The sequence below is a fragment of the Rhodobaculum claviforme genome (assembly GCF_016653255.1).
GTDB lineage: Bacteria > Pseudomonadota > Alphaproteobacteria > Rhodobacterales > Rhodobacteraceae > Rhodobaculum > Rhodobaculum claviforme.
Genome location: NZ_NHSD01000274.1, coordinates 1 through 22,057, shown reverse-complemented (window position 1 = coordinate 22,057; position 22,057 = coordinate 1). Strand labels below are relative to the sequence as shown.

Sequence of the window (22,057 nt, the reverse complement as noted above, 5' to 3'; positions counted from 1 at the left end):
ACCACCCCCGCCAGCCCATGCACCGCGCCCAGCCCCGCGTTGGCCAGCGCGATCCCGCTGGCCATGCTGGCATAGGCCAGCCGGTCGCGGGCGGCGGGGTCCTCGGCCTCCATCAGGCGGTGCAGGGCGCCCAGTGCGGGCGCGATGGCGCCCTGGCACAGCGCGTCGGTGAACGGGTTGGCGCGCGGCGACAGATACGGCTCGATCAACTGCGTGATGGCGTCGAGGCCGGAGGCCAGCGTCACCCCCGCCGGGCAGCTGTCGGTCAGGGCGGGATCGACGATCACCAGATCCGCGATCATCCGCGCGTCGCGCAACGAGACCTTGCGGGCGTGCGCCTCCACCGTGATGACGGCGTTGCGGGTGACCTCGGCGCCGGTGCCCGACGTGGTCGGCAGTGCGACAAAGGGCAGGGGGGCGGCCTCCAGCGGGCGGCCTTCGCCCACCACCTCCAGATGCGCCAGCGGCGGGCGGGTCGCGGGCAGCAGCGCCGCCACCGCCTTGGCCAGGTCGATGGCCGAGCCGCCGCCGATGCCCACCACCGCCGCGGGCGGGTCGGCGCGGTGGGCGGCCAGCAGCGCCTCCAGCGCCGACAGGCCCGGCTCGCCCCGCGCGACAGCCTGCGTCACCGTGCAGCCCCGGGCGCGCAGATCCTCGGCCAGCGTGTCGGCCCGCCCGACCGAGGCGCTGCGCACGATCAGCACACGGGCGCCGAATCGCGCGATCTCCTCGGCGGCCGTGGCGGCCGAGCCGCGCCCGAAGATCACCCGCGCGGGCAACGCCAGCGCAAACCCGGCGATCGCGGCCGCAGGCGGGGTGGCGAAGCTGTCCATGGTGGTTTCCCTGTGCTCGCCCCTCCGGAGGGGCGTTCCTTCTGGCGCCGCCCCGGCGGCCGGTGGGGCGGCGGCGTGGCGCGCGCGGGGGCGTCGATACCGGCGCATGGGCGGAACGGAAACCGGCGAAGCGGTGCCCGCACCGCTTCGCCGGGTCGAAGGCCGGGGCCGGGATCACCGGCCCCATGGCCGCATCAGTCGGTCCAGCGGCGGATCAGCTCCTCATAGGCGACGGTCATGGGCGCGCCGCGCTCGTCCTCCAGCGCGGGCCAGGGGGCGCCGGGCTGGGCCATCCAGTGCTCCGCGTCCATCGTCTCGTTCAGGCGCGGGCCGAACTCTCCCTGCACGCCGGCGCGCTCCAGCCGGGCCATCACCTCTTCCTGCTGGGCGCACAGCGCGTCCAGCGCCTCCTGTGCGGTGCGCGCCCCCGACGAGGCATCGCCGATGTTCTGCCACCACAGCTGCGCCAGGCGCGGGTAATCCGGCACGTTGAAGCCGGTGTCGGTCCACAGATCCCGCTCGGGCGAGCGGTAGAACTCCACCAGCCCGCCCAGGCGCGGCGCGCGCTCGGTGAAGCTGTCGTGGTTGATGGTGGATTCGCGGATGAAGGTCAGCCCGTAGTGCGACTTGGCCACATCCACCGTCTTGGACGCGATGAACTGCGCATAGAGCCACGCGGCCTGTGCCCGGTCCACCGGGGTCGACTGCATCAGCGTGGCCGAACCCACGTCCTGGTAGCCGACCTTCATGCCCTCCTGCCAGTAGGCGCCGTGCGGCGAGGGGGCCATGCGCCAGCGCGGCGTGCCGTCCTCGTTCACCACCGGCAGGCCGTCGGCGACCATGTCGGCGGTAAAGGCGGTGTACCAGAAGATCTGCTGGGCGATGTTGCCCTGCGCCGGCACCGGCCCGGATTCCGAGAAGTTCATGCCGGCCGCGGTGGCCGGGGCATAGTTGTTCAGCCAGTCGACGTACTTCTCGATCGAATAGACCGCCGCGGGGCTGTTGGTGGCCCCGCCGCGCGCCATGCACGACCCGACCGGGCGGAAATTCTCGTCCACGCGGATGCCCCATTCGTCCACCGGCACGCCATTGGGCAGGCCCAGGTCGGACGCCCCGGCCATCGACAGCCAGGCATCGGTGAAGCGCCAGCCGAGGCTGGGGTCGCGCCGGCCATAGTCCATGTGGCCATAGACGGTCTGGCCGTCGATCTCGCGGCCGGTGAAGAAGGCGGCGATGTCCTCGTAGGCGGCCCAGTTCACCGGGACGCCCAGCTCGTAGCCGTATTCCTCCTGGAACTCGGCCATGATCTCGGGGTCGGTGAACCAGTCGTGGCGGAACCAGTAGAGGTTGGCGAACTGCTGCACGGGCAGCTGATAGAGCTTGTCGTCGGGCCCGGTGGCCATGGACAGCCCGATGAAGTCGTCGAGGTCGAGGCCCGGATTGGTGACGGAGGCGCCCTCGCCCGCCATCCAGTCGGTCAGGTTGCGCACCTGCTGGTAGCGCCAGTGGGTGCCGATCAGGTCGGCGTCGTTGATGTACATGTCGAAGACGTTTTCGCCGGTCTGCATCTGGGTTTGCAGACGCTCGACCACGTCGCCCTCGGAGATCAGCGTGTGGGTGACGTTGATGCCGGTCATCGCGCTGAAGGCGGGCGCCAGCACGCGGGCTTCCCATTCATGGGTGGTCAGGGTCTCCGAGACCACGTTGATGGTCATGCCCTGGAACGGCTCGGCGGCGCCGATGAACCACTCGAGCTCGGCCTCCTGTTCCTCGCGGGTGAGCGCGGACATGTCGCCGATATGCTCGTCCAGGAACGCGCGCGCGGCGTCCATGTCGGCCCAGGCGGCGGTGCCCCCCGTGACCGTGAGCGCCATGGCCAGCGCGGTGGATGTGCAAAGCAGTCGGTTCATGCGAGTTCCTCCCTTGGATTGAACCGGTCTCAGTCCCCGCGCGGCGGGCCGGTCCGGTGGGACCGTCCTCGTGCCCGACACGCGGTCATTCGCGCCCCCTCAGACCCAGCGGAACACCGCCGCGGCCCAGAGCGCGCAAATCCCCAGCGCCCACCATTGCGGCAGGCCGCTCAGCGCCAGCCAGCCCGCGTTGATGAACGCCGACCCCAGCAGCGTGATGAACAGCCGGTCCCCGCGCGTGGTGTCGATGCGCAGGATCCCCCGGCGCGGCGTTTCGGGATACCGGACCCCCAGCACCGTGAAGACGACCAGCAGGCCCGCGATCACCAGAAAGAAGATCGCGGTGGGCGTCGTCCAGGCCATCCATTGCAGGTTCATGGGCGTATCCCCCCTCAGACCCGGCCCAGGGCAAAGCCCTTGGCGATGTAGTTGCGCACGAAATAGATCACGAGCGCGCCGGGGATGATCGTCAGCACACCGGCCGCGCACAGCACCCCCCAGTCCAGCCCCGAGGCCGACACCGTCCGCGTCATGATCGAGGCGATGGGCTGCGCGTTCACCGCCGTCAGCGTGCGCGACAGCAGCAGCTCCACCCAGCTGAACATGAAGCAGAAGAACGCGGCCACCCCGATGCCCGACGCGATCAGCGGCATGAAGATCTTCACGAAGAAGCGCGGAAAGGAGTAGCCGTCGATGTAGGCGGTCTCGTCGATCTCCTTGGGCACGCCGCGCATGAAGCCCTCCAGGATCCACACCGCCAGCGGCACGTTGAACAGCGTGTGCGCCAGCGCCACCGCGATATGCGTGTCGAAGAGCCCCACCGAGGAATAGAGCTGGAAGAACGGCAGCGCGAAGACCGCTGGCGGCGCCATGCGGTTGGTCAGCAGCCAGAAGAACAGGTGCTTGTCGCCCAGGAACCGGTACCGGCTGAAGGCATAGGCCGCCGGCAGCGCCACCGCCAGCGACAGCACCGTGTTCATCACTACATAGGTGATGGAGTTCACATAGCCCATGTACCAGGACCGGTCCGTCAGGATCACCCGGTAGTTGTCCAGCGTCGGGTTCTGCGGCCACAGCGTGAAGGCGCCGAGGATCTCGCGGTTGGTCTGCAGGCTCATCTTGATCAGCCAGTAGATCGGGATGAGCATGAACGCGAGGTAGAGCACCATCACCACATGTCGGGTGCGGATGCGCGGCAGGGTGCGGGCGGCGGGCGCCGCCAGGGTTTCGGTCGTGCTCGCCATCACTTGCCCTCCGCCCGGTCGAGGTTGGTCATCACGGTGTAGAACACCCAGGACACCAGCAGGATCACCAGGAAATACATGATCGAGAACGCGGCCGCCGGTCCAAGGTCGAACTGCCCCAGCGCCATGCGCACAAGGTCGATGGACAGGAACGACGTGGCGCTGCCGGGGCCGCCGCCGGTGACCACGAAGGGCTCGGTGTAGATCATGAAGCTGTCCATGAACCGCAGAAGGATCGCGATCAGCAGCACGCCCTGCATCTTCGGCAGCTCGATGTAGCGAAACACCTTCCAGCGGCTGGCCTGGTCGATGCGGGCGGCCTGGTAATACGCCTGGGGGATGGATTGCAGGCCCGCATAGGCCAGCAGTGCCACCAGCGAGGTCCAGTGCCACACGTCCATCACCACCACCGTGATCCAGGCGTGCACCGGGTTGCGCGCATAGTTCCAGTCGATGCCGAGACCCGCGAGCGTGTGGCCCACCAGCCCGATGTCGGTGCGCCCCAGGATCTGCCAGATCGTGCCGACCACGTTCCACGGGATCAGCAGTGGCAGCGCCATCAGCACCAGGCACACCGACGCCCACACCCCGCGCTTGGGCATGCACAGTGCGATGGCGACCCCCAGCGGGATCTGGATCGCCAGGATGATGGCGGAAAACGCCAGCTGCCGGCCCAGCGCCGCATGCACCCGGTCCGAGGTCAGGACCTGCTCGAACCAGCCCAGCCCCTCCCAGAAGAAGACGTTGTTGCCGAAGCTGTCCTGCACGGCGTAGTTCACCACCGTCATCAGCGGTACCACCGCCGAGAACGCCACAAGGATCAGCACCGGCAGCACGAGGAACCAGGCTTTCTGGTTTGGGGTCTTTTCCATCAGGCGGCCTTTCCGTTGTGGGCGCGCGGCGCCACGCGCCAGTCATCGGCATAGACATTGATGTGGGCGGGATCGAAGACGACGCGGGTCATGTCGGGGCCGATGACCTCGTCCTCGTTGGCGATCATGCTGATGTCGTGGCCCAGCAGATCGGCGCGGATGATCTTGTGGCGGCCCACGTCCTCGATCCGGCGCACGATGACAGGCAGTCCGCCCTCGTCGCTCAGCCGCGAGAATTCGGGGCGGATGCCGATGGCGACGCGCCCGGCCACCGGGCCATAGGCGTGGCCCAGGGGCACCGGCATGCCGCCGACGACGGCGCGATCGCCCGTGATCTCGGCGGGCAGCAGGTTCATGCCGGGCGAGCCGATGAAATAGCCGACAAAGGTGTGGGCGGGGGTCTCGAACAGCTCCTGCGGGGTGCCGATCTGGACCACGCGGCCCTCGTGCATCACCACGACCTTGTCGGCGAAGGTCAGCGCCTCGGTCTGGTCGTGGGTGACGTAGATCATGGTGTGGCCGAAATCGTGGTGCAGCTTCTTCAGCTGCGTGCGCAGCTCCCACTTCATGTGCGGGTCGATCACCGTCAGGGGTTCATCGAACAGCAGCGCGTTGACGTCCTGGCGCACCATCCCGCGCCCGAGGGAGATCTTCTGCTTGGCATCCGCCGTCAGCCCGCGCGCCTTGCGGCCCAGCATGTCCTGCATGCCGATCATGCGGGCGACCTCCTGCACGCGGGCGGCGACATGGGCCTCGTCGTGGCCGCGGTTGCGCAGCGGGAACGCCAGGTTGTCGCGCACGGTCATGGTGTCGTAGACGACCGGGAACTGGAACACTTGGGCGATGTTGCGCTCGGCGGTGGGCAGGTGGGTGACGTCGCGTCCGTCGAACAGGATGCGCCCCCGGCTGGGCTGCAACAGCCCCGAGATGATGTTGAGAAGCGTGGATTTCCCGCACCCCGAGGCCCCGAGCAGCGCATAGGCCGCGCCGTCCTCCCACTCGTGGTTAAGCTCCTGGAGCGCGTAGTCCTCGGGCCCGCGCGGCTGCGCGACATAGGAATGCGCAAGGTTGTCGAGTGTGATTCCGGCCATCTCGTCCTCCTCAATGTCGCCCGCGCGCGCTCATCCCCGCTCAGGCCGCCAGCGCATAGGCGGCAGGCGCCACCAGGCGCCCGTCATGGTCGAAGATGTAGACATGCGCGGGGTCCAGATAGACGTTGATCCCGCGCCCCAGCGTCAGCTCGTGCACGCCGTGGATCAGCCCGACCCAGCGGTCGCCGTGGTGATCGAGGTGCACGAAGGTCTCGGACCCCGTCAGCTCGGTCACGACAAGGGTTGCGTGGAACTCCACCGCGTCGGCGGAATGGCGGCCGATCTCCAGGTGGTTGGGCCGGAACCCCGCCAGGTACCGCCCGTCCGGCAGCGCCCCCAGCCGCCCCGTCGCGGGCGCATTGGCGCCCTTGCCGAAGATCAGCCGGCCGCCGCGTTTCTCGATCGACAGGAAGTTCATCGGCGGGTCGGAAAAGACCCGCGCGGTGGTCGCGTCCACCGGCTGGCGATAGACCGTGGGCGTGGGGCCGAACTGGGTGATGCGCCCCTCCCACAGGGTGGCGGTGTTGCCGCCCAGCAGCAGCGCCTCCTCGGGTTCGGTGGTGGCATAGACGAAGATCGCCCCCGAGGCCTCGAAGATGCGCGGGATCTCGAAGCGCATCTCCTCGCGCAGCTTGTAGTCGAGGTTCGCCAGAGGCTCGTCCAGCAGCACCAGCCCTGCGTTCTTGACCAGCGCGCGGGCCAGCGCGCAGCGCTGCTGCTGGCCGCCCGACAGCTCAAGCGGGCGGCGCGCCAGCATCGGCGTCAGCTTCATCAGGGCGGCCGCCTCCTGCACGCGGCGGTCGATCTCGCGCCGGTCCAGCCGCATCAGCCGCAAGGGCGAGGCGATGTTGTCGTAAACGCTCATCGAGGGGTAGTTGACGAACTGCTGATAGACCATCGCGATGTCGCGCTTCTGCACGCGCAGGCCGGTGACGTCGGTGCCGTCCCACACGATGCTCCCGGTGGCCGGCACATCCAGCCCCGCCATCAGCCGCATCAGCGAGGTCTTGCCCGACAGCGTCGGCCCCAGCAGCACGTTCATCGTGCCCTTTTCCAGCCGCAGGTCGGTCGGGTGGATGTGGGTCTGCCCCTCCACCAGCTTGGACACGCCGATCAGTTCAAGCGCCATGCGCCGCCTCCCGTCTGGTCATTCCGCCGCCGTCCGGGCGTCGCCGCGCCGCCGGTCGGCCATCCAGTCCCCCAGCCCGCGTGCGGCGCGTGCGTCCAGCCGCAGGCCCAGCTTGCCGCGCCGCCACAGCACGTCGTCGGCGGTGCGGGCGTATTCGTGGCGCATCAGCCAGGCGACCTCGCGTTCGGTCAGGGTGGCGCCGAAGTCGTGGCCCAGATCGGCAGCGTCGCGCGCGCCCGCCAGCACCGCCCAGGCATCGGTGCCATAGGCCCGCACCAGCCGCATCGCCCAGGCCTGCGTCAGGAATGGGTGATCGGCCCGCAGCCGGTCGATCAGCGCGCCCACCCCGTCCACCGCGAAATCGCCCCCCGGCAGCGGCACTCCGGCCGTCCACCGCCCCGGCAGGCCGGGGCGCAGGCGCGCGACCTCGTCCATCACGCTTTCGGCCAGCCGGCGATAGGTGGTGATCTTGCCGCCGAACACGCTCAGCAGCGGCGCGCCGCCGGTGGTGTCGCGCGTGATGGTGTAATCGCGCGTCGCCGCCGTGGCCGAGGACGCCCCGTCGTCATGCAGCGGCCGCACCCCGGAATAGGTGTGCACGATGTCATCCGCCGTGAGCTGGCGCCGGAAGTAGCGGTTGGCAAAGGCCAGCAGATAGTCGCGCTCGGCCTGGGTGCATTCGGGGGGCTGGTCGGGGTCGGCATGTTCGACGTCGGTGGTGCCGATCAGGGTGAAGTCGCCCTCGTACGGGATCGCGAAGATGATCCGCCCGTCGGCGCCCTGCAGGAAATAGCACTTGTTGTGGTCGAACAGCCGGCGCGTGACGATGTGGCTGCCGCGCACCAGCCGCACGCCGTCGGGGCCGTTGATGCGCAGCCGTCCGCGCAGGATCTCGGCCACCCAGGGGCCGCCGGCGTTCACCAGGATGCGCGCGCGGTGGGTGTGGCGGGCGCCGGTCTCGGTGTCCTCGGTGTGGATGGTCCACAGCCCGTCGTGGCGGGTGGCGGCGGTGACGCGGGTGCGCACGCGGATGTCGGCGCCGCGCGCCTCGGCGTCGCGGGCGTTCAGCACGACCAGCCGCGAATCCTCCACCCAGCAGTCGGAGTACTCGAACGCGGTCTCGAAGGCGTCCTGCAGCGGGGCGCCCTCGGCGGTGCCGCGCAGCCGCAGGGTGGTGGTGCCCGGCAGGATCGTGCGCCCGCCCAGCGTGTCGTACATGAACAGCCCCAGCCGGATCATCCACGCCGGGCGCCGCCCGCGCAGCCACGGCATCACGCGGCCCAGCAGGCGTGCCGCCGGTGTCGTGGATTCGAACCGCATGTCGGGATGCCACGGCAGCACGAACCGCATCGGCCAGGCGATGTGCGGCATGGCGCGCAGCAGCACCTCGCGCTCGGCCAGGGATTCGCGCACGAGGCGGACCTCGAAATACTCCAGGTACCGCAGCCCGCCGTGGAACAGCTTGGTGGACGCCGACGAGGTCGCCCCGCCCAGATCGCCCATCTCGGCCAGCGTGACCGACAGCCCCCGGCCGGCCGCATCCCGTGCGATGCCGGTGCCGTTGATGCCGCCACCGATGACGAACAGGTCGACGCAATCATGTTCCGGGCTGCGCTCCACGGGCCTCCCCTCCCTTGTTGCACGCCGACTTTGTGGCAGGTTCGAAAGCTGATGGAAAGAGTTTTGTTTTCGTTTGTTTTCGTTTTTGCAGGATATCAGCAATATCAAACCTTTGACGGGCGCCCGGGGGCGTCGGCGCGCGGCCGGCGCGGCGCGTGGAGCCGGATTTCGGGGCGGCACGGCCCCCCCACGGGCGCTCTGGCGGCCGACGGGATCGGGGGCGATGCGCGCTTGTGCGCGGACCCGCGCGGGCCGAATGCCGCAGTCGCGCGCCGATGGCTTGCGCAAGACACGCAGCCGTGACAGCCTTTCACGCAGCAAAGATGATCCGGCATGACGCAGACCTTTCGCCATCCTGAAATCCTCGAGATCGCGCGGCGCGAGGGCAAGGTCACGGTCGAGCGTCTGGCCGAGCATTTCGGCGTGACCCTCCAGACCATCCGCCGCGATCTCAGCGATCTGGCCGAGATGGGTCGGCTGGAGCGGGTCCACGGCGGCGCCATCCTGCCGTCGGGCACCACCAACATCGCCTATGAGGAACGCCGGTCGCTGCACCACGAGGCCAAGGCCGCCATCGCGCGCGCCTGCGCGGCGCGGGTGCCCGACGCGGTGTCGATCTTCCTCAACATCGGGACCACCACCGAGGCCGTCGCGCGCGAGCTTCTGCACCACCGCAACCTGCTGGTGGTGACCAACAACATCCATGTCTCCAACATCCTCATGGCCAACCCGGAGTGCGAGATCATCGTGACCGGGGGCAGCCTGCGGCGCGCCGACGGCGGGCTGGTGGGCAAGGTCGCGGCCGACACCATCGGGGCGTTCAAGTTCGATCTGGCGATCATCGGCTGCTCGGCCATCGATCCGGACGGCGATCTGCTGGATTTCGACATCCACGAGGTCGGCGTCAGCCAGGCCGTGCTGCGCCAGTCCCGCAAGGCGTATCTGGTGGCCGACCATTCCAAGCTGAAGCGGATGGCCCCGGCGCGCATCGCCGCGCTGTCGGAGGTCGACACGCTGTTCACCGACCGGGCCCTGCCGGCCGATCTGGCCGAGCGGTGCGACGGCTGGCGCACCGAGGTGGCACTGGCGCGCTGAAGCCGCGCGCGGTCCGGGCTGGCGCGCTGAAGCCGCGCGCGACTCTGGCTGACGCGCCGGGGCCGCGCGCGATCTGGACCGCCGCCGCCCCCTGCGGTATGCACCCCCATGGCGCAGGACACCCCAGACCCCACCCCCGGACCGGTCCGCGCGCCCCGGCGCGACGCCCGGGATGAGCCGGTGCGCGAGGATCGCCTGAAATCCGCGCTCAAGGCCAATATCGCCCGGCGCAAGGCACAGATGCGCGCGCGCGCAGCCCCGGCGGACACCCCGCCAGATCCCGCCGCGCCCCGACCGACAGAGGACTGACCGGCGATGGATGCGATACGGGTGCGCGGCGGCGCCGCGCTGAGCGGCCAGATCCCCATCGCGGGGGCCAAGAACGCGTGCCTCGCGCTGATGCCGGCCACGCTGCTGACGGACGAGCCGCTGACGCTGACCAATGCGCCGCGGCTGTCGGATATCCGCACCATGGCCACGCTGCTCGAATCGCTGGGCGCCGAGGTGGCCTCGCTTCAGGACGGCCGCGTGCTGGCGCTGGCCTCTCATGCGCCGGGGGTGCCGCGCGCGGATTACGAGATCGTGCGCAAGATGCGCGCCTCGGTGCTGGTGCTGGGCCCGCTGCTGGCGCGGCTGGGCCACGCCGAGGTCAGCCTGCCCGGCGGCTGCGCCATCGGCGCGCGCCCCGTCGACCTGCACCAGATGGCGATGGAGCGGCTGGGCGCCGAGATGGAGCTGCGCGACGGCTACCTGCACGCCCGCGCGCCCAGGGGCCTGCGCGGGGCGGTGATCGACTTTCCCGTCGTCTCGGTCGGCGCCACGGAAAACGCGCTGATGGCCGCGACGCTGGCGCGCGGCACCACCGTGATCCGCAACGCCGCGCGCGAGCCCGAGATCGTGGACCTCGCGCGCTGCCTGCGGGCCATGGGCGCGCGGATCGACGGCGAGGGCACCTCCGAGATCACCATCGAGGGCGTGGACGCCCTGCACGGCGCCACCCACCGCGTGGTCCCCGACCGGATCGAGCTGGGCACCTACATGCTGGCGCCGGCCATCGCGGGCGGCGAGGTGGAGTGTCTGGGCGGCCGGCTGGAGCTGGTCTCGGCCTTCGCCGCCAAGCTGGAACAGGCCGGGGTGGAGGTGCGCGAGACCGACACGGGCCTGTCGGTGCGCCGCACCGGCGACCGGGTGCGCGCGGTGGACGTGGAGACCGCCCCCTTTCCCGGCTTTCCCACCGACCTTCAGGCGCAGATGATGGCGCTGCTGGCCACCGCCCATGGCACCAGCCACCTGGAGGAGCGGATCTTCGAGAACCGCTTCATGCACGCGCCGGAACTTGCGCGCATGGGCGCCCGGATCGAGGTGCACGGCGGCACCGCCACCGTCACCGGGGTCGAGCGGCTGCGCGGCGCGCCGGTGATGGCCACCGACCTGCGCGCCTCGGTGTCGCTGATCCTGGCCGCGCTGGCGGCCGAGGGCGAGACGCTGGTGCGCCGGGTCTATCACCTCGACCGCGGCTACGAGCGGCTGGAGGCGAAGCTGAGCGCCTGTGGCGCCGAAATCGAACGGATCCGCGAATGACCCCGCCCCCCGTCGACGACGCCCGCTATGCCGATGGCGCCGAGGCACCGCTGCGCCTGCGGGCACAGGACGAAGGCGACCTGCGCGTGATCTCGGCGCTGGTGCAGGACGCGGTCTTCCCCGCCTCCGAGATGCGGCTGATCCGGCGCGGGCGGCGCATGGCTGTGCTGCTCAACCGTTTCCGCTGGGAGAACGGCGCGCGCCGGGCCGAGCGGGTCCAGGCGCTGCTGGTGGTTCATGACGTGCTGCGCGCCGCGACCGAGGGATTCGTCCCCGGCGATGCCGACACCGTTCTGTCGTTGCTGGCGCTGACGTTCACCCCCGGCGTGGACGGCGGGGGGCGGCTTGGCCTGACGCTGTCGGGCGACGGCGCGGTGCATCTGGAGGTGGAGTGCATCGAGGTCACGCTGACGGATGTGACCCGGCCCTATGCCGCGCCATCGGGGCGGGCACCGGTGCATCCCGACGCCCCCGACACCGGCGACGGATGAGCGCGCCACCCCGCACGGCGCTTGCGTCGCCGGGCAGGGGGGCTATCGTCGGCGCGGAAATGCCGGGGCACGATGGCCGGGCACATGGTGCGGCGGCGACCGCCCCGCCACTGGAGGGACGCGATGATCTGGAAACCCATCCTGGCGGCGGCGGCTCTGGCGCTGCTGTCCACCGCCGCCGCCGCGCAGGAGCGCGCGTTCCGGCTGGGCCTGATCACCCCCCCGGTCCATGTCTGGAACCAGGAGGTCGCGGCGCTGTCGGACACCCTGGCCGAGGCGTCGGACGGGCGGTTGTCGATCACCGCCTTTCCGTCGGGGCAGCTGGGCAACGAGGCGGCGATGCTCCAGCAGCTCCAGACCGGGGCGCTGGACATGGCCTGGCTGACCACGGCGGAGTTCACCTTCCGCGTGCCCGACATGGCCGCGCTGCACGCACCGTTCCTGGTGGACAACATCGCCGATGCGGCCCGCGTCCTGCGCTCGGACCCCGCGCGCGAGATCCTCGAGGCGCTGCCGCGCGCCACCGGCACGGTGGGGCTGTGCTATGCCCTGACCGGCATGCGCCAGATGCTGACCCGCAGCCCCATCGCATCGGCCGCCGATCTGTCGGGCAAGCGGATCCGCATCACCCCCGCGCCCCCCATCAGCACCTTCTTCGAGATGTTCGGCGCCGCGCCCGCGCCGATGGCGCTTCCGGCGATCTATGACGCGCTGGCCAACGGCCAGATCGACGGGCTGGACATGGACTACGAATCCATCATCAACTTCCGCTACCATGACCACGCGCCGCATCTGCTGGAGACCAACCACCACATGTTCGGCATGGTCGCGGTGGTGTCCGCCCGCGTCTGGGCCCAGTTGTCCGAGGACGACCGCGCCCTGATCGCCGAGGCGACGCAGGCGCATTGCGACCGCACCATCGACCGTTTCGTCGAGGAGGAGGCCGGCAAGCTGGAGCGCCTGCGCGCGGCCCCCGGCATCGTCATCACCGAAGGCGTCGGGCCGGAGTTCTTTGGCGACATCGTCGCGCGCTGGGACGCGGAGTGGTCCGGCCGCACGCCCTATGTCGCCCGCCTGCGCGCGCTGGTGGCGGAGTTCTGATCCCCGCGCCCGGAGGCCGGAATGCGCGCCCTTTGGTTTCTGCCCGCCCTGTCGCGGGGCCTTGTGCGTATCGAGCGTGTGGCGCTGATGGCGCTGATCGCCGCCGTGGCGGGGCTGGTTCTGGTCAATGTGGGCCTGCGCGCCACGGGCCGGACGCTGGCCTGGGCCGACGAGGCGGCGATCCTGTGCATGACGCTGGCGGGGTTCGTAGGGGCCTCGCTGATGCTGCGGATGCGCACGGCGCCGGCGGTGGCGCTGTTGCACCAGCTGGTGCCCGAGGGGGTGGCGCGCGGGCTGCGGGCGCTGGTCTCGGTGGTGGTGGTGGCGTTCGGCGGGGTGCTGGCGTGGCTGTGCTGGCGCTGGCTCGACCCGCTGGCGCTGGTGGCGGCGGGCTTTGACATCGCCGTGTTCGAGGCCGCCACCTTCAACTTCGTCTATACCGAGACGACGCCGGTAATGCGCCTGCCCAAGGTCTGGGTGTTCCTGGTGATGCCGTGGTTCGCGCTGTCGCTGACGGTGCACGCCCTGGCCAACCTGGCCGAGGATCTGGGGCTGGCCGCGCCCGACGGGGACGTGGGCCGATGACGGCGCTGGTCCTTGTCGTGCTGCTGGCGCTGGGCGTGCCCATCGCGCTGGTGCTGTGCTGGGCGGCGCTGGTTTTCATCTTGGCCTCGGGCAATCCGCTGCTGCTGGACAGCTTTGCGCCGCAGATGTTCGGGGCGCTGGACAATTTCGGGCTGCTGGCGATCCCGCTGTTCATCCTGGTGGGGGAGCTGATGAACGGCGCGGGCATCACCGTGCGGCTGGTGCGGCTGGCGGCGGCGTTCGTGGGCGCGCTGCGGGGGGGACTTGCGTACATCAACCTGCTGGCGAACATGATGGTGGCCTCGATCCTCGGCTCGGCCACGGCGCAGATCGCGATGATGAGCCAGGTCATGGTGCCCGAGATGGAGCGCGCGGGCTATGATCGTGCCTTTGCCGCGGGGCTGACGGCCTATGGCGGGCTGCTGGGGCCGATCATCCCGCCGTCGATCGTGTTCGTGGTCTATGCGGTGCTGGCGCAGGTGGCGGTGCGCGACATGCTGCTGGCGGGCATCCTGCCGGGGCTGCTGCTGACGGGGCTGTTCATGGGCACGGTCGCGGCGCTGGGGCGGTGGCGGGGGCTGCCGCGCGGCGCAAAGCTGGGCTGGCGCGACCGGCTGTTGGCGGTGCGCGCGGCGGTGCCGATGCTGCTGATCCCGGCGGTGATCATCGGCACGATCCTGGGCGGCTACGGCTCGCCGACCGAGGCGGCGGCGGTGGGGGCGGTCTGCGCCGCGGGGATCGGGTTCTTCCACACCCGCACGCTGGCCCTGCGCGACCTGCCGGCGATCCTGCTGCGCACCGGGCTGAACACGGCGCTGGTGCTGTTTCTGGTGGCGGCGGCGGGGGTGTTTTCCTGGGTTCTGATCTTCGGCGAGGTGCCGCAGACGGTCGCGGTGTGGATCCAGTCCGTCGCCACCACGCCGGTGGGGTTCCTGCTTCTGGTGCTCGTGGTGCTGCTGGTGGTCGGCACGGTGATCGACGGCATTCCGGGACTGATCATGGTGGTGCCGATCCTGCTGCCCATCGCCACCGGGGTCTATGGTATCCACCCGCTGCACTTTGGCGTTGTCGTGTCGGTCACGCTGATCCTGGGGCTGTTGTCGCCGCCGGTGGGGATCGGGCTGCATGTCGCCGCCTCGGTCAGCGAGGTGGGCGCGCTGCGGCTGTTCCGCGTGACGCTGCCGTTCTTTGCGGTGGCCATCGTGGCGCTGGTGGTGCTGGCGCTGGTGCCGTGGTTGAGCCTCGCGTTCCTCTGACCGGGTGACAAAGGGCGTTCGCAGCCCCCGAAAACCGTGCTAGACTGTCTTTCGTCAGGCTTGAAGGAGTGCACAGCATGCTCCATGACCGCCACGCCGATGCCGCGACAGGGGCGCTGCGATGACCGGCGTCCCCGCCGACTGGATGCCCCGGGCCGCGATGCGGCGCATCCATGTGCACTGGACCGCCGGGCGTCATGCCCCCAACGCCACCGACCAGCGCGCCTATCACATCCTGGTCTGCGGCGACGGCAGCCTGCGGCGCGGCAACACCTCGATCGAGGCGAATGCGCCGGGCTCGGGGCTGCGTCCGGCCGCGCACACGCTGAACGCCAACACCGGCGCCATCGGGGTCGCGTTGTGCTGCATGTTCCGCGCGCGTGAAAGTCCCTTTGACGCCGGGCCCGATCCGCTGACCGAGGCGCAGTGGCAGGCCGCCATCGCCGCCATCGCGCAGCTCGCCCACCGCTATGCCATCCCCGTGACCCCGCGCACCATCCTCACCCACGCCGAGGTCGGGCCGAACCTGAATATCCCCCAGCGCAACAAGTGGGACATCACCCGGCTGCCCTTTGATCCCGATTGCCAGGGCGCGCAGGCGGTGGGCGACAAGCTGCGCCGTGCGGTCGCGGCCCGCCTGGACGGGATGTCCGGCACGGTGGAGGATCTGCCGTCGGACCCCGCGTTGAAGCTGCCGCGATTCAGGGTGTCCGGGGTGGCGCCGTCGCGGCTGAACTTCCGCCGCGCCCCGGACGGTGAGCGTGCCGGCGCCCTGCCCGAGGGCACCCGGGTGGAGCGGCTGGCCGTCGTCGGCGACTGGTGGCAGGTGCGCACGCCCGCGGGCTATGTCGGCTGGGTGTGGTCCAGCTACCTGACCGCGGTCTGAAGCTGGGCGGCGCCCGGCCCGGCGGGCCGCCCGCTCAGGCGATCTGTTCCAGCCGGTCGCGGGGCAGATCGCCGGGCACGATCGTCACCGGCACCGGCAGGCTGCCGGATGCGCGGCTGAGCTGCGTGACCAGCGGGCCCGGGCCGCCTGCCTCGGTGCCCGCGCCAAGGACCAGCACGGCGATTTCGGGGTCGTCGCGGATCAGGCCCAGGATCTCCTCCACCGCCTCGCCCTCGCGCACCACCAGTTCGGGCGACACGCCCTGGCGGCTGCGCATCCAGCGGGCAAAGACCTCGTAATGCGCCTCCACGCGCTCGCGGGCTTCGGCGCGCATCACCTCGCCGACGCCGATCCAGTGCTGGAATTCCTCGGGGGGGATCACCGCCAGCACGGTCACGCCGCCGCCCGTGGCCGCAGCGCGCAGCGCGGCGAACCGGATCGCGTTGAGGCATTCGCGGCTGTCGTCCAGAACGACCAGAAACTTGCGCATCGCGCCTCCTCCCTGCGGGGCCATCATGGACGCGCCGCGCCCCGGCTGGCAAGCGCGCTTCACGCCGCATGGTGCGCGGCGCCGGGTTGACCGGGGCGCGCGGCCCGTGCCTATGTCGCCGCCATGGCCCGCACCCGCAAGACCACCCGAACGCCCGGCGCCAGAGGCACCGGACCGGCACCCCGCCTGCGGCCCGCCGCGCTGTTGCGCCGGCTGGTGCGCTGGACGATGGTGGCGCTGGTCCTGCTGGCGGCGCTTGTGGCGCTGTTCGGCCAGGTCAATCCGCCGCCCGGCATCCACATGGTCAACGAGCGGCTGCGGCTGGGCGCGATCACCCGCGACTGGGTCCCGATGGAGCGGATCAGCCCCCACATGGCGCGCGCCGCCGTGGCCGCCGAGGATGCGAATTTCTGCCTGCACTGGGGCTTCGACATGGCCGAGATCCGCCGGGCGATGGATGCGGGCGGGCGGCGCGGGGCCTCCACCATCAGCCAGCAGACGGTCAAGAACGTGTTCCTGTGGCCGGCGCGCAGCTGGCTGCGCAAGGCGATGGAGGCGGTGCTGACCCCGGTGATGGAGGCGACCTGGTCCAAGCGCCGGATCCTGGAGGTGTACCTCAACGTCGCCGAGTTCGACGCGGGCGTGTTCGGGGTGGAGGCCGCCGCCCGCCATTACTTCAACGTCTCCGCTGCCGATCTGTCGCTGGCGCAGGCGTCGCGGCTGGCGGCCATCCTGCCCGATCCGCGCGGGCGCGACGCCGCGCGCCCCTCGGCCTTCGTGCAGCGTCGCGCGGGCGCCATCGCCGATGGCGCGGCCACCATCGCGCGCGACGGCCGTGCCGCGTGCTTCGGCGGCTGATGCCCGCCGGGGTGGTCACGGGACATTGAAATCGGCCCTGAGGCGCGGCAAGGAAAGGGCCCAGTCCGAAAGGAGCCCCCGCGTGAATGCCACACCCCGCCTCTATCATGTGCCGCTGTCGCCGTTTTGCCGCAAGGTCCGCCTGACGCTGGCCGAAAAGCGTATCGAGGTGGAGCTGATCGAGGAGCGCTACTGGGAGCGCGGCCCGGACTTCCTGCGCCGCAACCCGGCCGGCAAGGTGCCGGTGATGCGCTACGAGGGGCGCGTGCTGAGCGAAAGCCAGGCGATCTGCGAATATCTCGATGAAACCGTGCCCACGCCGCCGCTGATGCCTTCGGGCGCGCTGCCGCGCCACGAGGTGCGCCGCCTGTGCGCCTGGTTCGACGACAAGTTCCACGCCGAAGTCACCGCCCGTCTGGTCTATGAACGGGTCAACAAGAAGGTGATGGGCGAGGGCTATCCGGATTCGCGCAACGTCAAGGCGGGCGCGCAGGCGATCCGCTACCACATGGATTACCTGTCGTGGTTGCTGGAGCAGCGCGCCTGGGTGGCCGGCGACGTGATGTCGCTGGCCGATTTCACGGCCGCGGCGCATCTGTCGTGCCTCGACTACATCTCGGACGTGGACTGGCCGCGCTGGCCGACGGTCAAGGACTGGTACGCCAAGATCAAGTCGCGCCCGGCCTTCCGCCCGATCCTGGCCGACCAGGTTCCGGGCTTTCCGCCGCCCGCGCATTACGCCGATCTGGATTTCTGACGGCCGCCCCCGCTGCGGGGGGCGGCCCGACCGTCACGCCGACAGCGTCTCGGTCGAGGAGAAGAACATCGCCTGGCTGACGGCCGAGCGGACCTGCTCCACGCTGAAGGGCTTGGTGATCAGGAACGCGGGCTCGGGCTTCTCGCCGGTCAGGAGGCGATCAGGGAAGGCGGTGATGAAGATCACCGGCACATCGCCAAGCTCGGCCGTCAGGTCGGCGACCGCGTCGATGCCGGATGAATTGTCGGCCAGCTGGATGTCGGCCAGAATCAGGTCGGGCCGGTCCGACCGGCCCAGCGCCACCGCCTGGTCGCGGGTGCGCGCGATGCCGGTGACGGTGTGGCCCATGTCCCCGACGATGGAGCGCAGGTCCATGGCGATCAGCGGCTCATCCTCGATGATCATCACGCGGCCCACCATGCTGGCCTCCATCTCGCGGAAGGCGATGGCGATCAGCTCCTCGGCCTCGTCCTGGCCGATGTCCATGATGCGCGCGATTTCGTCGTGGCGGAATTCCTCGATGGAGCGCAGCAGCAGCGCCTCGCGGGTGTTGGGCGTCAGCGCCGCAAGGTGGAACTGCGCGCGCTCCTCCAGCCCGTCGGTGGACTCCATCGCGTCGGGTTCCGCGGTGGGGGCGCCGGTGGTGCGCCACACCAGGTGAAAGGCGCGGAACAGCGCAACCTTGGCCGACCCGTCGTCGGCGTCGAACACGCCGGGATCGCTCAGGATCGCCTCCAGCGTGGCGGCGGCATAGCGGTCGCCGCTGGTCTGGCTGCCGGTCAATGCCCGGGCATAGCGGCGCAGGTACGGCAGCTCAGCCGCGATGCGACTTGCGGTCTCCGATGCGGAGTTGTGCGATTCGGTCATGGACTCTCACTTTTTGCGATCCATCTCGGAACTGAACGCCGGCCGCGCGCGTTTGGTTCCAGCACGGACCGGATGCCGCTATGCTGGTTCCACATTCGCCGTACGGCGCCGGCGCGCGCCTCTACAGACCGGACCTTAGCACGATGTCGCACACCGACCACAGCAAACGCGCCTCCGCCCCCCGATCCGAGCGTGAGGTGTCGCCCGAGCTGCGCCGCCAGATCGACGAGAACCTGCGCCGCCTGTACCGCCGCTCCGCCGAGGAGGCGCTGCCCGAGCATCTGCAGGCGCTCGTGGCCCGCCTGCGCGACCGCGACGGCGCACCATGACGCCCGCCACCGGCGATGATCCGCGCACCGCGCTGCTGGAGCATCTGCCGGCGCTGCGCGGTTTTGCCCGCAGCCTGGCGGGCGATCCGGTGCGCGCCGATGACCTGGTGCAGGAGGCCGTGCTCAGGGCCTGGAGCCGCTTCGATCAGTACCGCCCCGGGACCAACCTGCGGGCGTGGCTGTTCACGATCCTGCGCAACGAGTTCTATTCCCAGCGGCGCCGCGCGGTGCGCGAGGTCGCCGATGCCGACGGTGCGATGGCCGCGCGGCTGGCCACCAAGCCCGACCACGACGGTCGGCTGGCGCTGGCGGATTTCGCCGCGGCCTTTGCACGCTTGCCGTCCGAGCAGCGCGAGGCGCTGGTGCTGGTCGGCGCGCTGGGCTTTTCCATGGACGAGGCCGCCGAGACCTGCGGCTGCGCGCCCGGCACCATCAAGAGCCGCGCGAACCGCGCCCGGCGGGCGCTGGTTGCGATGATGCAGCTGGAGGGCGACGCCTGCATGGACATGACGGAGGGGGCCACGCGCGCGGTGATGTCGGCGCAGCGCCCGGTCGGCGCATGAGGACCCGTCGCGCGATGGCGGGGCCGGGCACGGCAGGGCGCGTCGCCTGTGGCGTCGCGGGCGCCCGCCGCCGGGTCGGTGCGCGATGATCGGTGCGGGCCCCCACCTCGGACCGCGGCTGCGCGACCGGCTGGCGGTGCGGCTGGTGATCCTGCTGTCGGTGGCGCTGCTGCCGCTGGGCGCGATCGCGGTGGACACCGCCGCGCGGACCGTGCGCGATGCGCGCGCCAGCGCCGACCAGGCGCTGGTGGGCCTGACCGCCGAGGCCGTCGCCGGCCAACGCGCGCTGATCGAGAGCACCCTTGCCTCGGCCACCACCATGGCCGCGCCCGCGCTGGAGCGGATCGGTGATCCCGCCGCCTGCGGTGCGCTGCTGGCCGATTTCGTGCGGCGGTCGGGCGTGTTCGCCGCCGCCGGGGTGATCGAGCTGGACGGGCAGATGCGCTGTGTTTCCAGCGGAGCCGCGCGCGACTTCTCGGCCGACCCGGCGTTTCTGGCGATGTCCGAGCGGCCCGTGGCGATGATCGCGGCCACCGACAGCGGCGCGGTCAGCGGCCGCCCGGTGCTGGTGGTGGCGCTGCCGATCCGGGACGGTGCGGCGTTGCAGGGGTTCATGACCGTCTCGATCGGGCTGGACGCGGTGGCGCTGATGGGCCGCATGGGCGCCGGCCGCGAGGGCGACGGCCCGGCCCACACCCTTCTGGTCAACCGCCTGGGCGAGGTTCTCAGCGATGGCGGCGCCCCGACCGAGGCGCTGCCGCAGGGGCGCTCCATGTCGGCGCTGATCGACGACGGCACGCGGGTGTTCACCGCCGCCGCGGCGGGGGGGGAACGCGCGACCTATGCGGTGGTGCCGCTGATGCCGGGGATGCTCTATGCGCTGGGGGTGTGGCCTGCGGGCGCGGGGGCGGTGGGTTCGGCCAATGTGGGGATCGCGGCGCTGGTGTTTCCGATCCTGATGTGGGTCGTCAGCCTGGGCGTGGCATATTTCGCGGTCTATCGGCTGGTGGTGCGCCATATCCGGCGGCTGAACCGGCAGATGCGGCGCTTTGCGCTGGGCGACCGGGGCGCGCCGCCGCCCGTTCTGTCCGACGCGCCGTCGGAGCTGCGCGAGCTGTCGGCCACCTTCAACAAGCTTGCGCGCATCCTGGCGCGCGACGAGGCCGAGCTGGAGGCGTCGCTGGCCGAAAAGACGGTGCTTCTGAAGGAGGTTCACCATCGGGTGAAGAACAACCTGCAGCTCATCGCTTCGATCCTGAACCTTCAGGTGCGCCAGGTCCGTGACCCCGCCGCGCGGCGCGTCCTGCACAGTGTGCAGGACCGGGTGCTGGGGCTGGCGACGATCCATCGCAGCCTGTACCAGTCCGAGCGGCTGGCGGCGGTGCGCGCGGACCGGCTGGTGGACGAGATCGTGCGCCAGCTGCTGACCGTGGGCGCCGCGCCGGGCAGCCGCATCGCGGTGCGCACGCAGTTCGATCCGGTCACGCTGGGCCCCGACCGGCTGGTGCCCCTGTCGCTGCTGCTGACCGAGGCGGTGACGAATGCGCTGAAATACACCGGTCGGCCCGACACCGGCCCGGCCTGGCTGGAAATCGCCCTGACCGGCCCCGAGTCCGGTGAGGTCACGCTGAGCGTGCGCAACTCGTTGGGGGCGCCGCTGGAGGGGATGGAGGCGCCCGCCGGCGGCACCCATCTGGGCGCCGAGCTGATCGAGGCGTTCGCCCAGCAGCTTGACGCGCGGCTGGACCAGGGCAAGGTTGCCGACGCGGGCGCCGCGCCGTTCTGGTCGCTGCGGGTGGTGTTCCCCGTCGCCGATGCCGCGTCCCTGCCCGCCCCGTCCCCCCGCCGCCCCGAGGAGGTCGCGTGACCGACAGCAACGCAACATCCGATCCGCCCGACCTGATGCAGATCCTCGACCGGCTGGGCGAGTTGCCCGACGGCGGCCGGGTCAGCGTGGGCGAGGTAGTGGCGCGGCTGGGCGTGCGCTCGTTCGCGCCGGTGCTGGTGCTGGTGGCGCTGCTGATCGTCTCGCCGCTGTCGGGCATTCCGGGCACGCCCACGGTGTCGGCGCTGCTGATCGGACTGATCGTGGCGCAGATGGTGGCCGGGCGCGAGTCGCTGTGGCTGCCGGGGGTGCTGACGCGCGCAAGCGTGCCGGGGCACCGGTTGCGGCAGGCGGTGGACTTCCTGCGTCGGCCGGTGGGGGTCGTCTCGCCGCTGCTGCGGCCGCGGCTTCTGGTGCTGACGGGGCGGGCAGGTGGCCTGACGGTGCTGCTGACCTGTCTGGCGATCACGCTGACCATGCCCGCGATGGAGCTTCTGCCCTTTGCCGTCAGCATCGCGGCGCTGGCCATCGCCTGCTTTGCGGTGGGGCTGATGCTGCGCGACGGGGTGATGGTACTGCTGGGCTACAGCATCGTCCTGCTGGCGGTGCTGTTCGTGCGCAGCCTGCTGGGCTGACGGGCTGGCCTTGCGGGGGGTGCTGAGGGGGTGCCGACG

24 protein-coding genes are annotated in these 22,057 nt (G+C 70.8%); 14 read left to right on the top strand and 10 right to left on the bottom strand.

The features are described 5' to 3' along the window. The 8 genes from CCR87_RS10910 to glpD form a co-directional block, all read right to left on the bottom strand. Positions 1-833: iron-containing alcohol dehydrogenase (locus tag CCR87_RS10910; RefSeq protein ID WP_207186620.1), on the bottom strand; the 833-nt coding region annotated here is incomplete at its 3' end. Between the two features lie 194 nt (positions 834-1,027). Further along, entirely contained in the window at positions 1,028-2,743 is a 1,716-nt protein-coding gene (locus CCR87_RS10905) for an ABC transporter substrate-binding protein (protein WP_201157556.1), read from the bottom strand. 99 nt (positions 2,744-2,842) lie between these two features. Then, positions 2,843-3,115, bottom strand: coding sequence for a DUF2160 domain-containing protein (locus tag CCR87_RS10900; protein ID WP_201157557.1), 273 nt, complete (start codon positions 3,113-3,115; stop codon positions 2,843-2,845). Between the two features lie 20 nt (positions 3,116-3,135). Beyond that, positions 3,136-3,987, bottom strand: a complete 852-nt coding sequence (locus CCR87_RS10895; protein ID WP_201157555.1) for a carbohydrate ABC transporter permease — start codon at positions 3,985-3,987, stop codon at positions 3,136-3,138. After that, on the bottom strand, positions 3,987-4,859 hold the full coding sequence (locus CCR87_RS10890; protein ID WP_201157554.1) for a carbohydrate ABC transporter permease: 873 nt from the start codon (positions 4,857-4,859) through the stop codon (positions 3,987-3,989). Before CCR87_RS10890 ends, CCR87_RS10895 begins: the two co-directional genes overlap by 1 nt. Then, entirely contained in the window at positions 4,859-5,950 is a 1,092-nt protein-coding gene (locus tag CCR87_RS10885; protein WP_201157553.1) for an ABC transporter ATP-binding protein, read from the bottom strand. Before CCR87_RS10885 ends, CCR87_RS10890 begins: the two co-directional genes overlap by 1 nt. Positions 5,951-5,990: 40 nt before the next feature. Further along, positions 5,991-7,079, bottom strand: coding sequence for an ABC transporter ATP-binding protein (locus CCR87_RS10880; RefSeq protein WP_201157552.1), 1,089 nt, complete (start codon positions 7,077-7,079; stop codon positions 5,991-5,993). An 18-nt stretch (positions 7,080-7,097) separates the two neighbouring features. Then, positions 7,098-8,699, bottom strand: a complete 1,602-nt coding sequence (gene glpD, locus CCR87_RS10875; RefSeq protein WP_338048914.1) for a glycerol-3-phosphate dehydrogenase — start codon at positions 8,697-8,699, stop codon at positions 7,098-7,100. 333 nt (positions 8,700-9,032) lie between these two features. Here glpD and CCR87_RS10870 point away from each other — a divergent pair, with 333 nt between their 5' ends. The 8 genes from CCR87_RS10870 to CCR87_RS10835 all read left to right on the top strand — a co-directional run bounded on the left by CCR87_RS10870 (position 9,033) and on the right by CCR87_RS10835 (position 15,694). Continuing rightward, positions 9,033-9,794, top strand: coding sequence for a DeoR/GlpR family DNA-binding transcription regulator (locus CCR87_RS10870; protein WP_201157550.1), 762 nt, complete (start codon positions 9,033-9,035; stop codon positions 9,792-9,794). A 108-nt stretch (positions 9,795-9,902) separates the two neighbouring features. After that, on the top strand, positions 9,903-10,103 hold the full coding sequence (locus tag CCR87_RS10865) for a hypothetical protein (protein ID WP_201157559.1): 201 nt from the start codon (positions 9,903-9,905) through the stop codon (positions 10,101-10,103). Positions 10,104-10,109: 6 nt separating this feature from the next. Beyond that, on the top strand, positions 10,110-11,375 hold the full coding sequence (gene murA / locus CCR87_RS10860; protein WP_201157549.1) for a UDP-N-acetylglucosamine 1-carboxyvinyltransferase: 1,266 nt from the start codon (positions 10,110-10,112) through the stop codon (positions 11,373-11,375). Next, positions 11,372-11,866 carry a DUF2948 family protein gene (locus tag CCR87_RS10855; protein ID WP_201157548.1) on the top strand — a complete coding sequence of 165 codons (495 nt, stop codon included), beginning with the start codon at positions 11,372-11,374 and terminating at the stop codon, positions 11,864-11,866. Before murA ends, CCR87_RS10855 begins: the two co-directional genes overlap by 4 nt. A gap of 123 nt (positions 11,867-11,989) precedes the next feature. Then, a complete protein-coding gene (locus tag CCR87_RS10850) occupies positions 11,990-12,967 on the top strand; it encodes a TRAP transporter substrate-binding protein (RefSeq protein ID WP_201157547.1) in 978 nt (325 codons plus the stop codon). A 21-nt stretch (positions 12,968-12,988) separates the two neighbouring features. After that, complete coding sequence (locus tag CCR87_RS10845) at positions 12,989-13,552, top strand: TRAP transporter small permease (RefSeq protein ID WP_201157546.1); 564 nt, start codon at positions 12,989-12,991, stop codon at positions 13,550-13,552. Further along, a complete protein-coding gene (locus tag CCR87_RS10840; protein ID WP_201157545.1) occupies positions 13,549-14,808 on the top strand; it encodes a TRAP transporter large permease in 1,260 nt (419 codons plus the stop codon). Before CCR87_RS10845 ends, CCR87_RS10840 begins: the two co-directional genes overlap by 4 nt. A gap of 121 nt (positions 14,809-14,929) precedes the next feature. After that, positions 14,930-15,694: an SH3 domain-containing protein gene (locus tag CCR87_RS10835; protein WP_201157544.1), complete on the top strand. Its 765-nt coding sequence runs from the start codon at positions 14,930-14,932 to the stop codon at positions 15,692-15,694. A gap of 34 nt (positions 15,695-15,728) precedes the next feature. On the opposite strand, the gene CCR87_RS10830 is transcribed toward CCR87_RS10835, so the two are convergent. Continuing rightward, the gene (locus CCR87_RS10830; protein WP_201157543.1) at positions 15,729-16,184 is read right to left on the bottom strand and encodes a universal stress protein; all 456 of its coding nucleotides are present in this window, start codon (positions 16,182-16,184) and stop codon (positions 15,729-15,731) included. Between the two features lie 123 nt (positions 16,185-16,307). Between CCR87_RS10830 and mtgA the strand changes: the two genes are divergently transcribed. After that, a complete protein-coding gene (gene mtgA / locus CCR87_RS10825; protein ID WP_201157542.1) occupies positions 16,308-17,042 on the top strand; it encodes a monofunctional biosynthetic peptidoglycan transglycosylase in 735 nt (244 codons plus the stop codon). Between the two features lie 82 nt (positions 17,043-17,124). After that, positions 17,125-17,799 (top strand): FtsZ-binding protein FzlA, encoded by a 675-nt coding sequence (fzlA, locus tag CCR87_RS10820; protein WP_338048913.1) that lies wholly within the window; start codon positions 17,125-17,127, stop codon positions 17,797-17,799. A 33-nt stretch (positions 17,800-17,832) separates the two neighbouring features. Here fzlA and CCR87_RS10815 read toward each other — a convergent pair whose 3' ends face one another. Then, the gene (locus tag CCR87_RS10815) at positions 17,833-18,666 is read right to left on the bottom strand and encodes a response regulator (RefSeq protein WP_201157540.1); all 834 of its coding nucleotides are present in this window, start codon (positions 18,664-18,666) and stop codon (positions 17,833-17,835) included. Between the two features lie 143 nt (positions 18,667-18,809). Here CCR87_RS10815 and CCR87_RS10810 point away from each other — a divergent pair, with 143 nt between their 5' ends. The 4 genes from CCR87_RS10810 to CCR87_RS10795 all read left to right on the top strand — a co-directional run bounded on the left by CCR87_RS10810 (position 18,810) and on the right by CCR87_RS10795 (position 22,018). Continuing rightward, positions 18,810-18,995: a NepR family anti-sigma factor gene (locus tag CCR87_RS10810; protein ID WP_201157539.1), complete on the top strand. Its 186-nt coding sequence runs from the start codon at positions 18,810-18,812 to the stop codon at positions 18,993-18,995. Then, on the top strand, positions 18,992-19,558 hold the full coding sequence (locus tag CCR87_RS10805) for an RNA polymerase sigma factor (RefSeq protein WP_201157538.1): 567 nt from the start codon (positions 18,992-18,994) through the stop codon (positions 19,556-19,558). The genes CCR87_RS10810 and CCR87_RS10805 overlap by 4 nt, the downstream gene beginning before the upstream one ends. A gap of 85 nt (positions 19,559-19,643) precedes the next feature. Further along, positions 19,644-21,425, top strand: coding sequence for a sensor histidine kinase (locus tag CCR87_RS10800; protein ID WP_201157537.1), 1,782 nt, complete (start codon positions 19,644-19,646; stop codon positions 21,423-21,425). Continuing rightward, positions 21,422-22,018 carry an exopolysaccharide biosynthesis protein gene (locus CCR87_RS10795; protein WP_201157536.1) on the top strand — a complete coding sequence of 199 codons (597 nt, stop codon included), beginning with the start codon at positions 21,422-21,424 and terminating at the stop codon, positions 22,016-22,018. Before CCR87_RS10800 ends, CCR87_RS10795 begins: the two co-directional genes overlap by 4 nt. Positions 22,019-22,057 lie beyond the last annotated feature (39 nt).

What these genes read in the sequence shown, in the direction of transcription:
- CCR87_RS10905 (WP_201157556.1), bottom strand. Translation starts at nt 2,743, where the DNA reads ATGAACCGACTGCTTTGCACATCCACCGCGCTGGCCATGGCGCTCACG.
- CCR87_RS10895 (WP_201157555.1), bottom strand. Translation starts at nt 3,987, where the DNA reads ATGGCGAGCACGACCGAAACCCTGGCGGCGCCCGCCGCCCGCACCCTG.
- CCR87_RS10890 (WP_201157554.1), bottom strand. Translation starts at nt 4,859, where the DNA reads ATGGAAAAGACCCCAAACCAGAAAGCCTGGTTCCTCGTGCTGCCGGTG.
- CCR87_RS10885 (WP_201157553.1), bottom strand. Translation starts at nt 5,950, where the DNA reads ATGGCCGGAATCACACTCGACAACCTTGCGCATTCCTATGTCGCGCAG.
- CCR87_RS10880 (WP_201157552.1), bottom strand. Translation starts at nt 7,079, where the DNA reads ATGGCGCTTGAACTGATCGGCGTGTCCAAGCTGGTGGAGGGGCAGACC.
- CCR87_RS10870 (WP_201157550.1), top strand. Translation starts at nt 9,033, where the DNA reads ATGACGCAGACCTTTCGCCATCCTGAAATCCTCGAGATCGCGCGGCGC.
- CCR87_RS10865 (WP_201157559.1), top strand. Translation starts at nt 9,903, where the DNA reads ATGGCGCAGGACACCCCAGACCCCACCCCCGGACCGGTCCGCGCGCCC.
- murA (WP_201157549.1), top strand. Translation starts at nt 10,110, where the DNA reads ATGGATGCGATACGGGTGCGCGGCGGCGCCGCGCTGAGCGGCCAGATC.
- CCR87_RS10855 (WP_201157548.1), top strand. Translation starts at nt 11,372, where the DNA reads ATGACCCCGCCCCCCGTCGACGACGCCCGCTATGCCGATGGCGCCGAG.
- CCR87_RS10850 (WP_201157547.1), top strand. Translation starts at nt 11,990, where the DNA reads ATGATCTGGAAACCCATCCTGGCGGCGGCGGCTCTGGCGCTGCTGTCC.
- CCR87_RS10845 (WP_201157546.1), top strand. Translation starts at nt 12,989, where the DNA reads ATGCGCGCCCTTTGGTTTCTGCCCGCCCTGTCGCGGGGCCTTGTGCGT.
- CCR87_RS10840 (WP_201157545.1), top strand. Translation starts at nt 13,549, where the DNA reads ATGACGGCGCTGGTCCTTGTCGTGCTGCTGGCGCTGGGCGTGCCCATC.
- CCR87_RS10835 (WP_201157544.1), top strand. Translation starts at nt 14,930, where the DNA reads ATGACCGGCGTCCCCGCCGACTGGATGCCCCGGGCCGCGATGCGGCGC.
- CCR87_RS10830 (WP_201157543.1), bottom strand. Translation starts at nt 16,184, where the DNA reads ATGCGCAAGTTTCTGGTCGTTCTGGACGACAGCCGCGAATGCCTCAAC.
- mtgA (WP_201157542.1), top strand. Translation starts at nt 16,308, where the DNA reads ATGGCCCGCACCCGCAAGACCACCCGAACGCCCGGCGCCAGAGGCACC.
- CCR87_RS10815 (WP_201157540.1), bottom strand. Translation starts at nt 18,666, where the DNA reads ATGACCGAATCGCACAACTCCGCATCGGAGACCGCAAGTCGCATCGCG.
- CCR87_RS10810 (WP_201157539.1), top strand. Translation starts at nt 18,810, where the DNA reads ATGTCGCACACCGACCACAGCAAACGCGCCTCCGCCCCCCGATCCGAG.
- CCR87_RS10805 (WP_201157538.1), top strand. Translation starts at nt 18,992, where the DNA reads ATGACGCCCGCCACCGGCGATGATCCGCGCACCGCGCTGCTGGAGCAT.
- CCR87_RS10800 (WP_201157537.1), top strand. Translation starts at nt 19,644, where the DNA reads ATGATCGGTGCGGGCCCCCACCTCGGACCGCGGCTGCGCGACCGGCTG.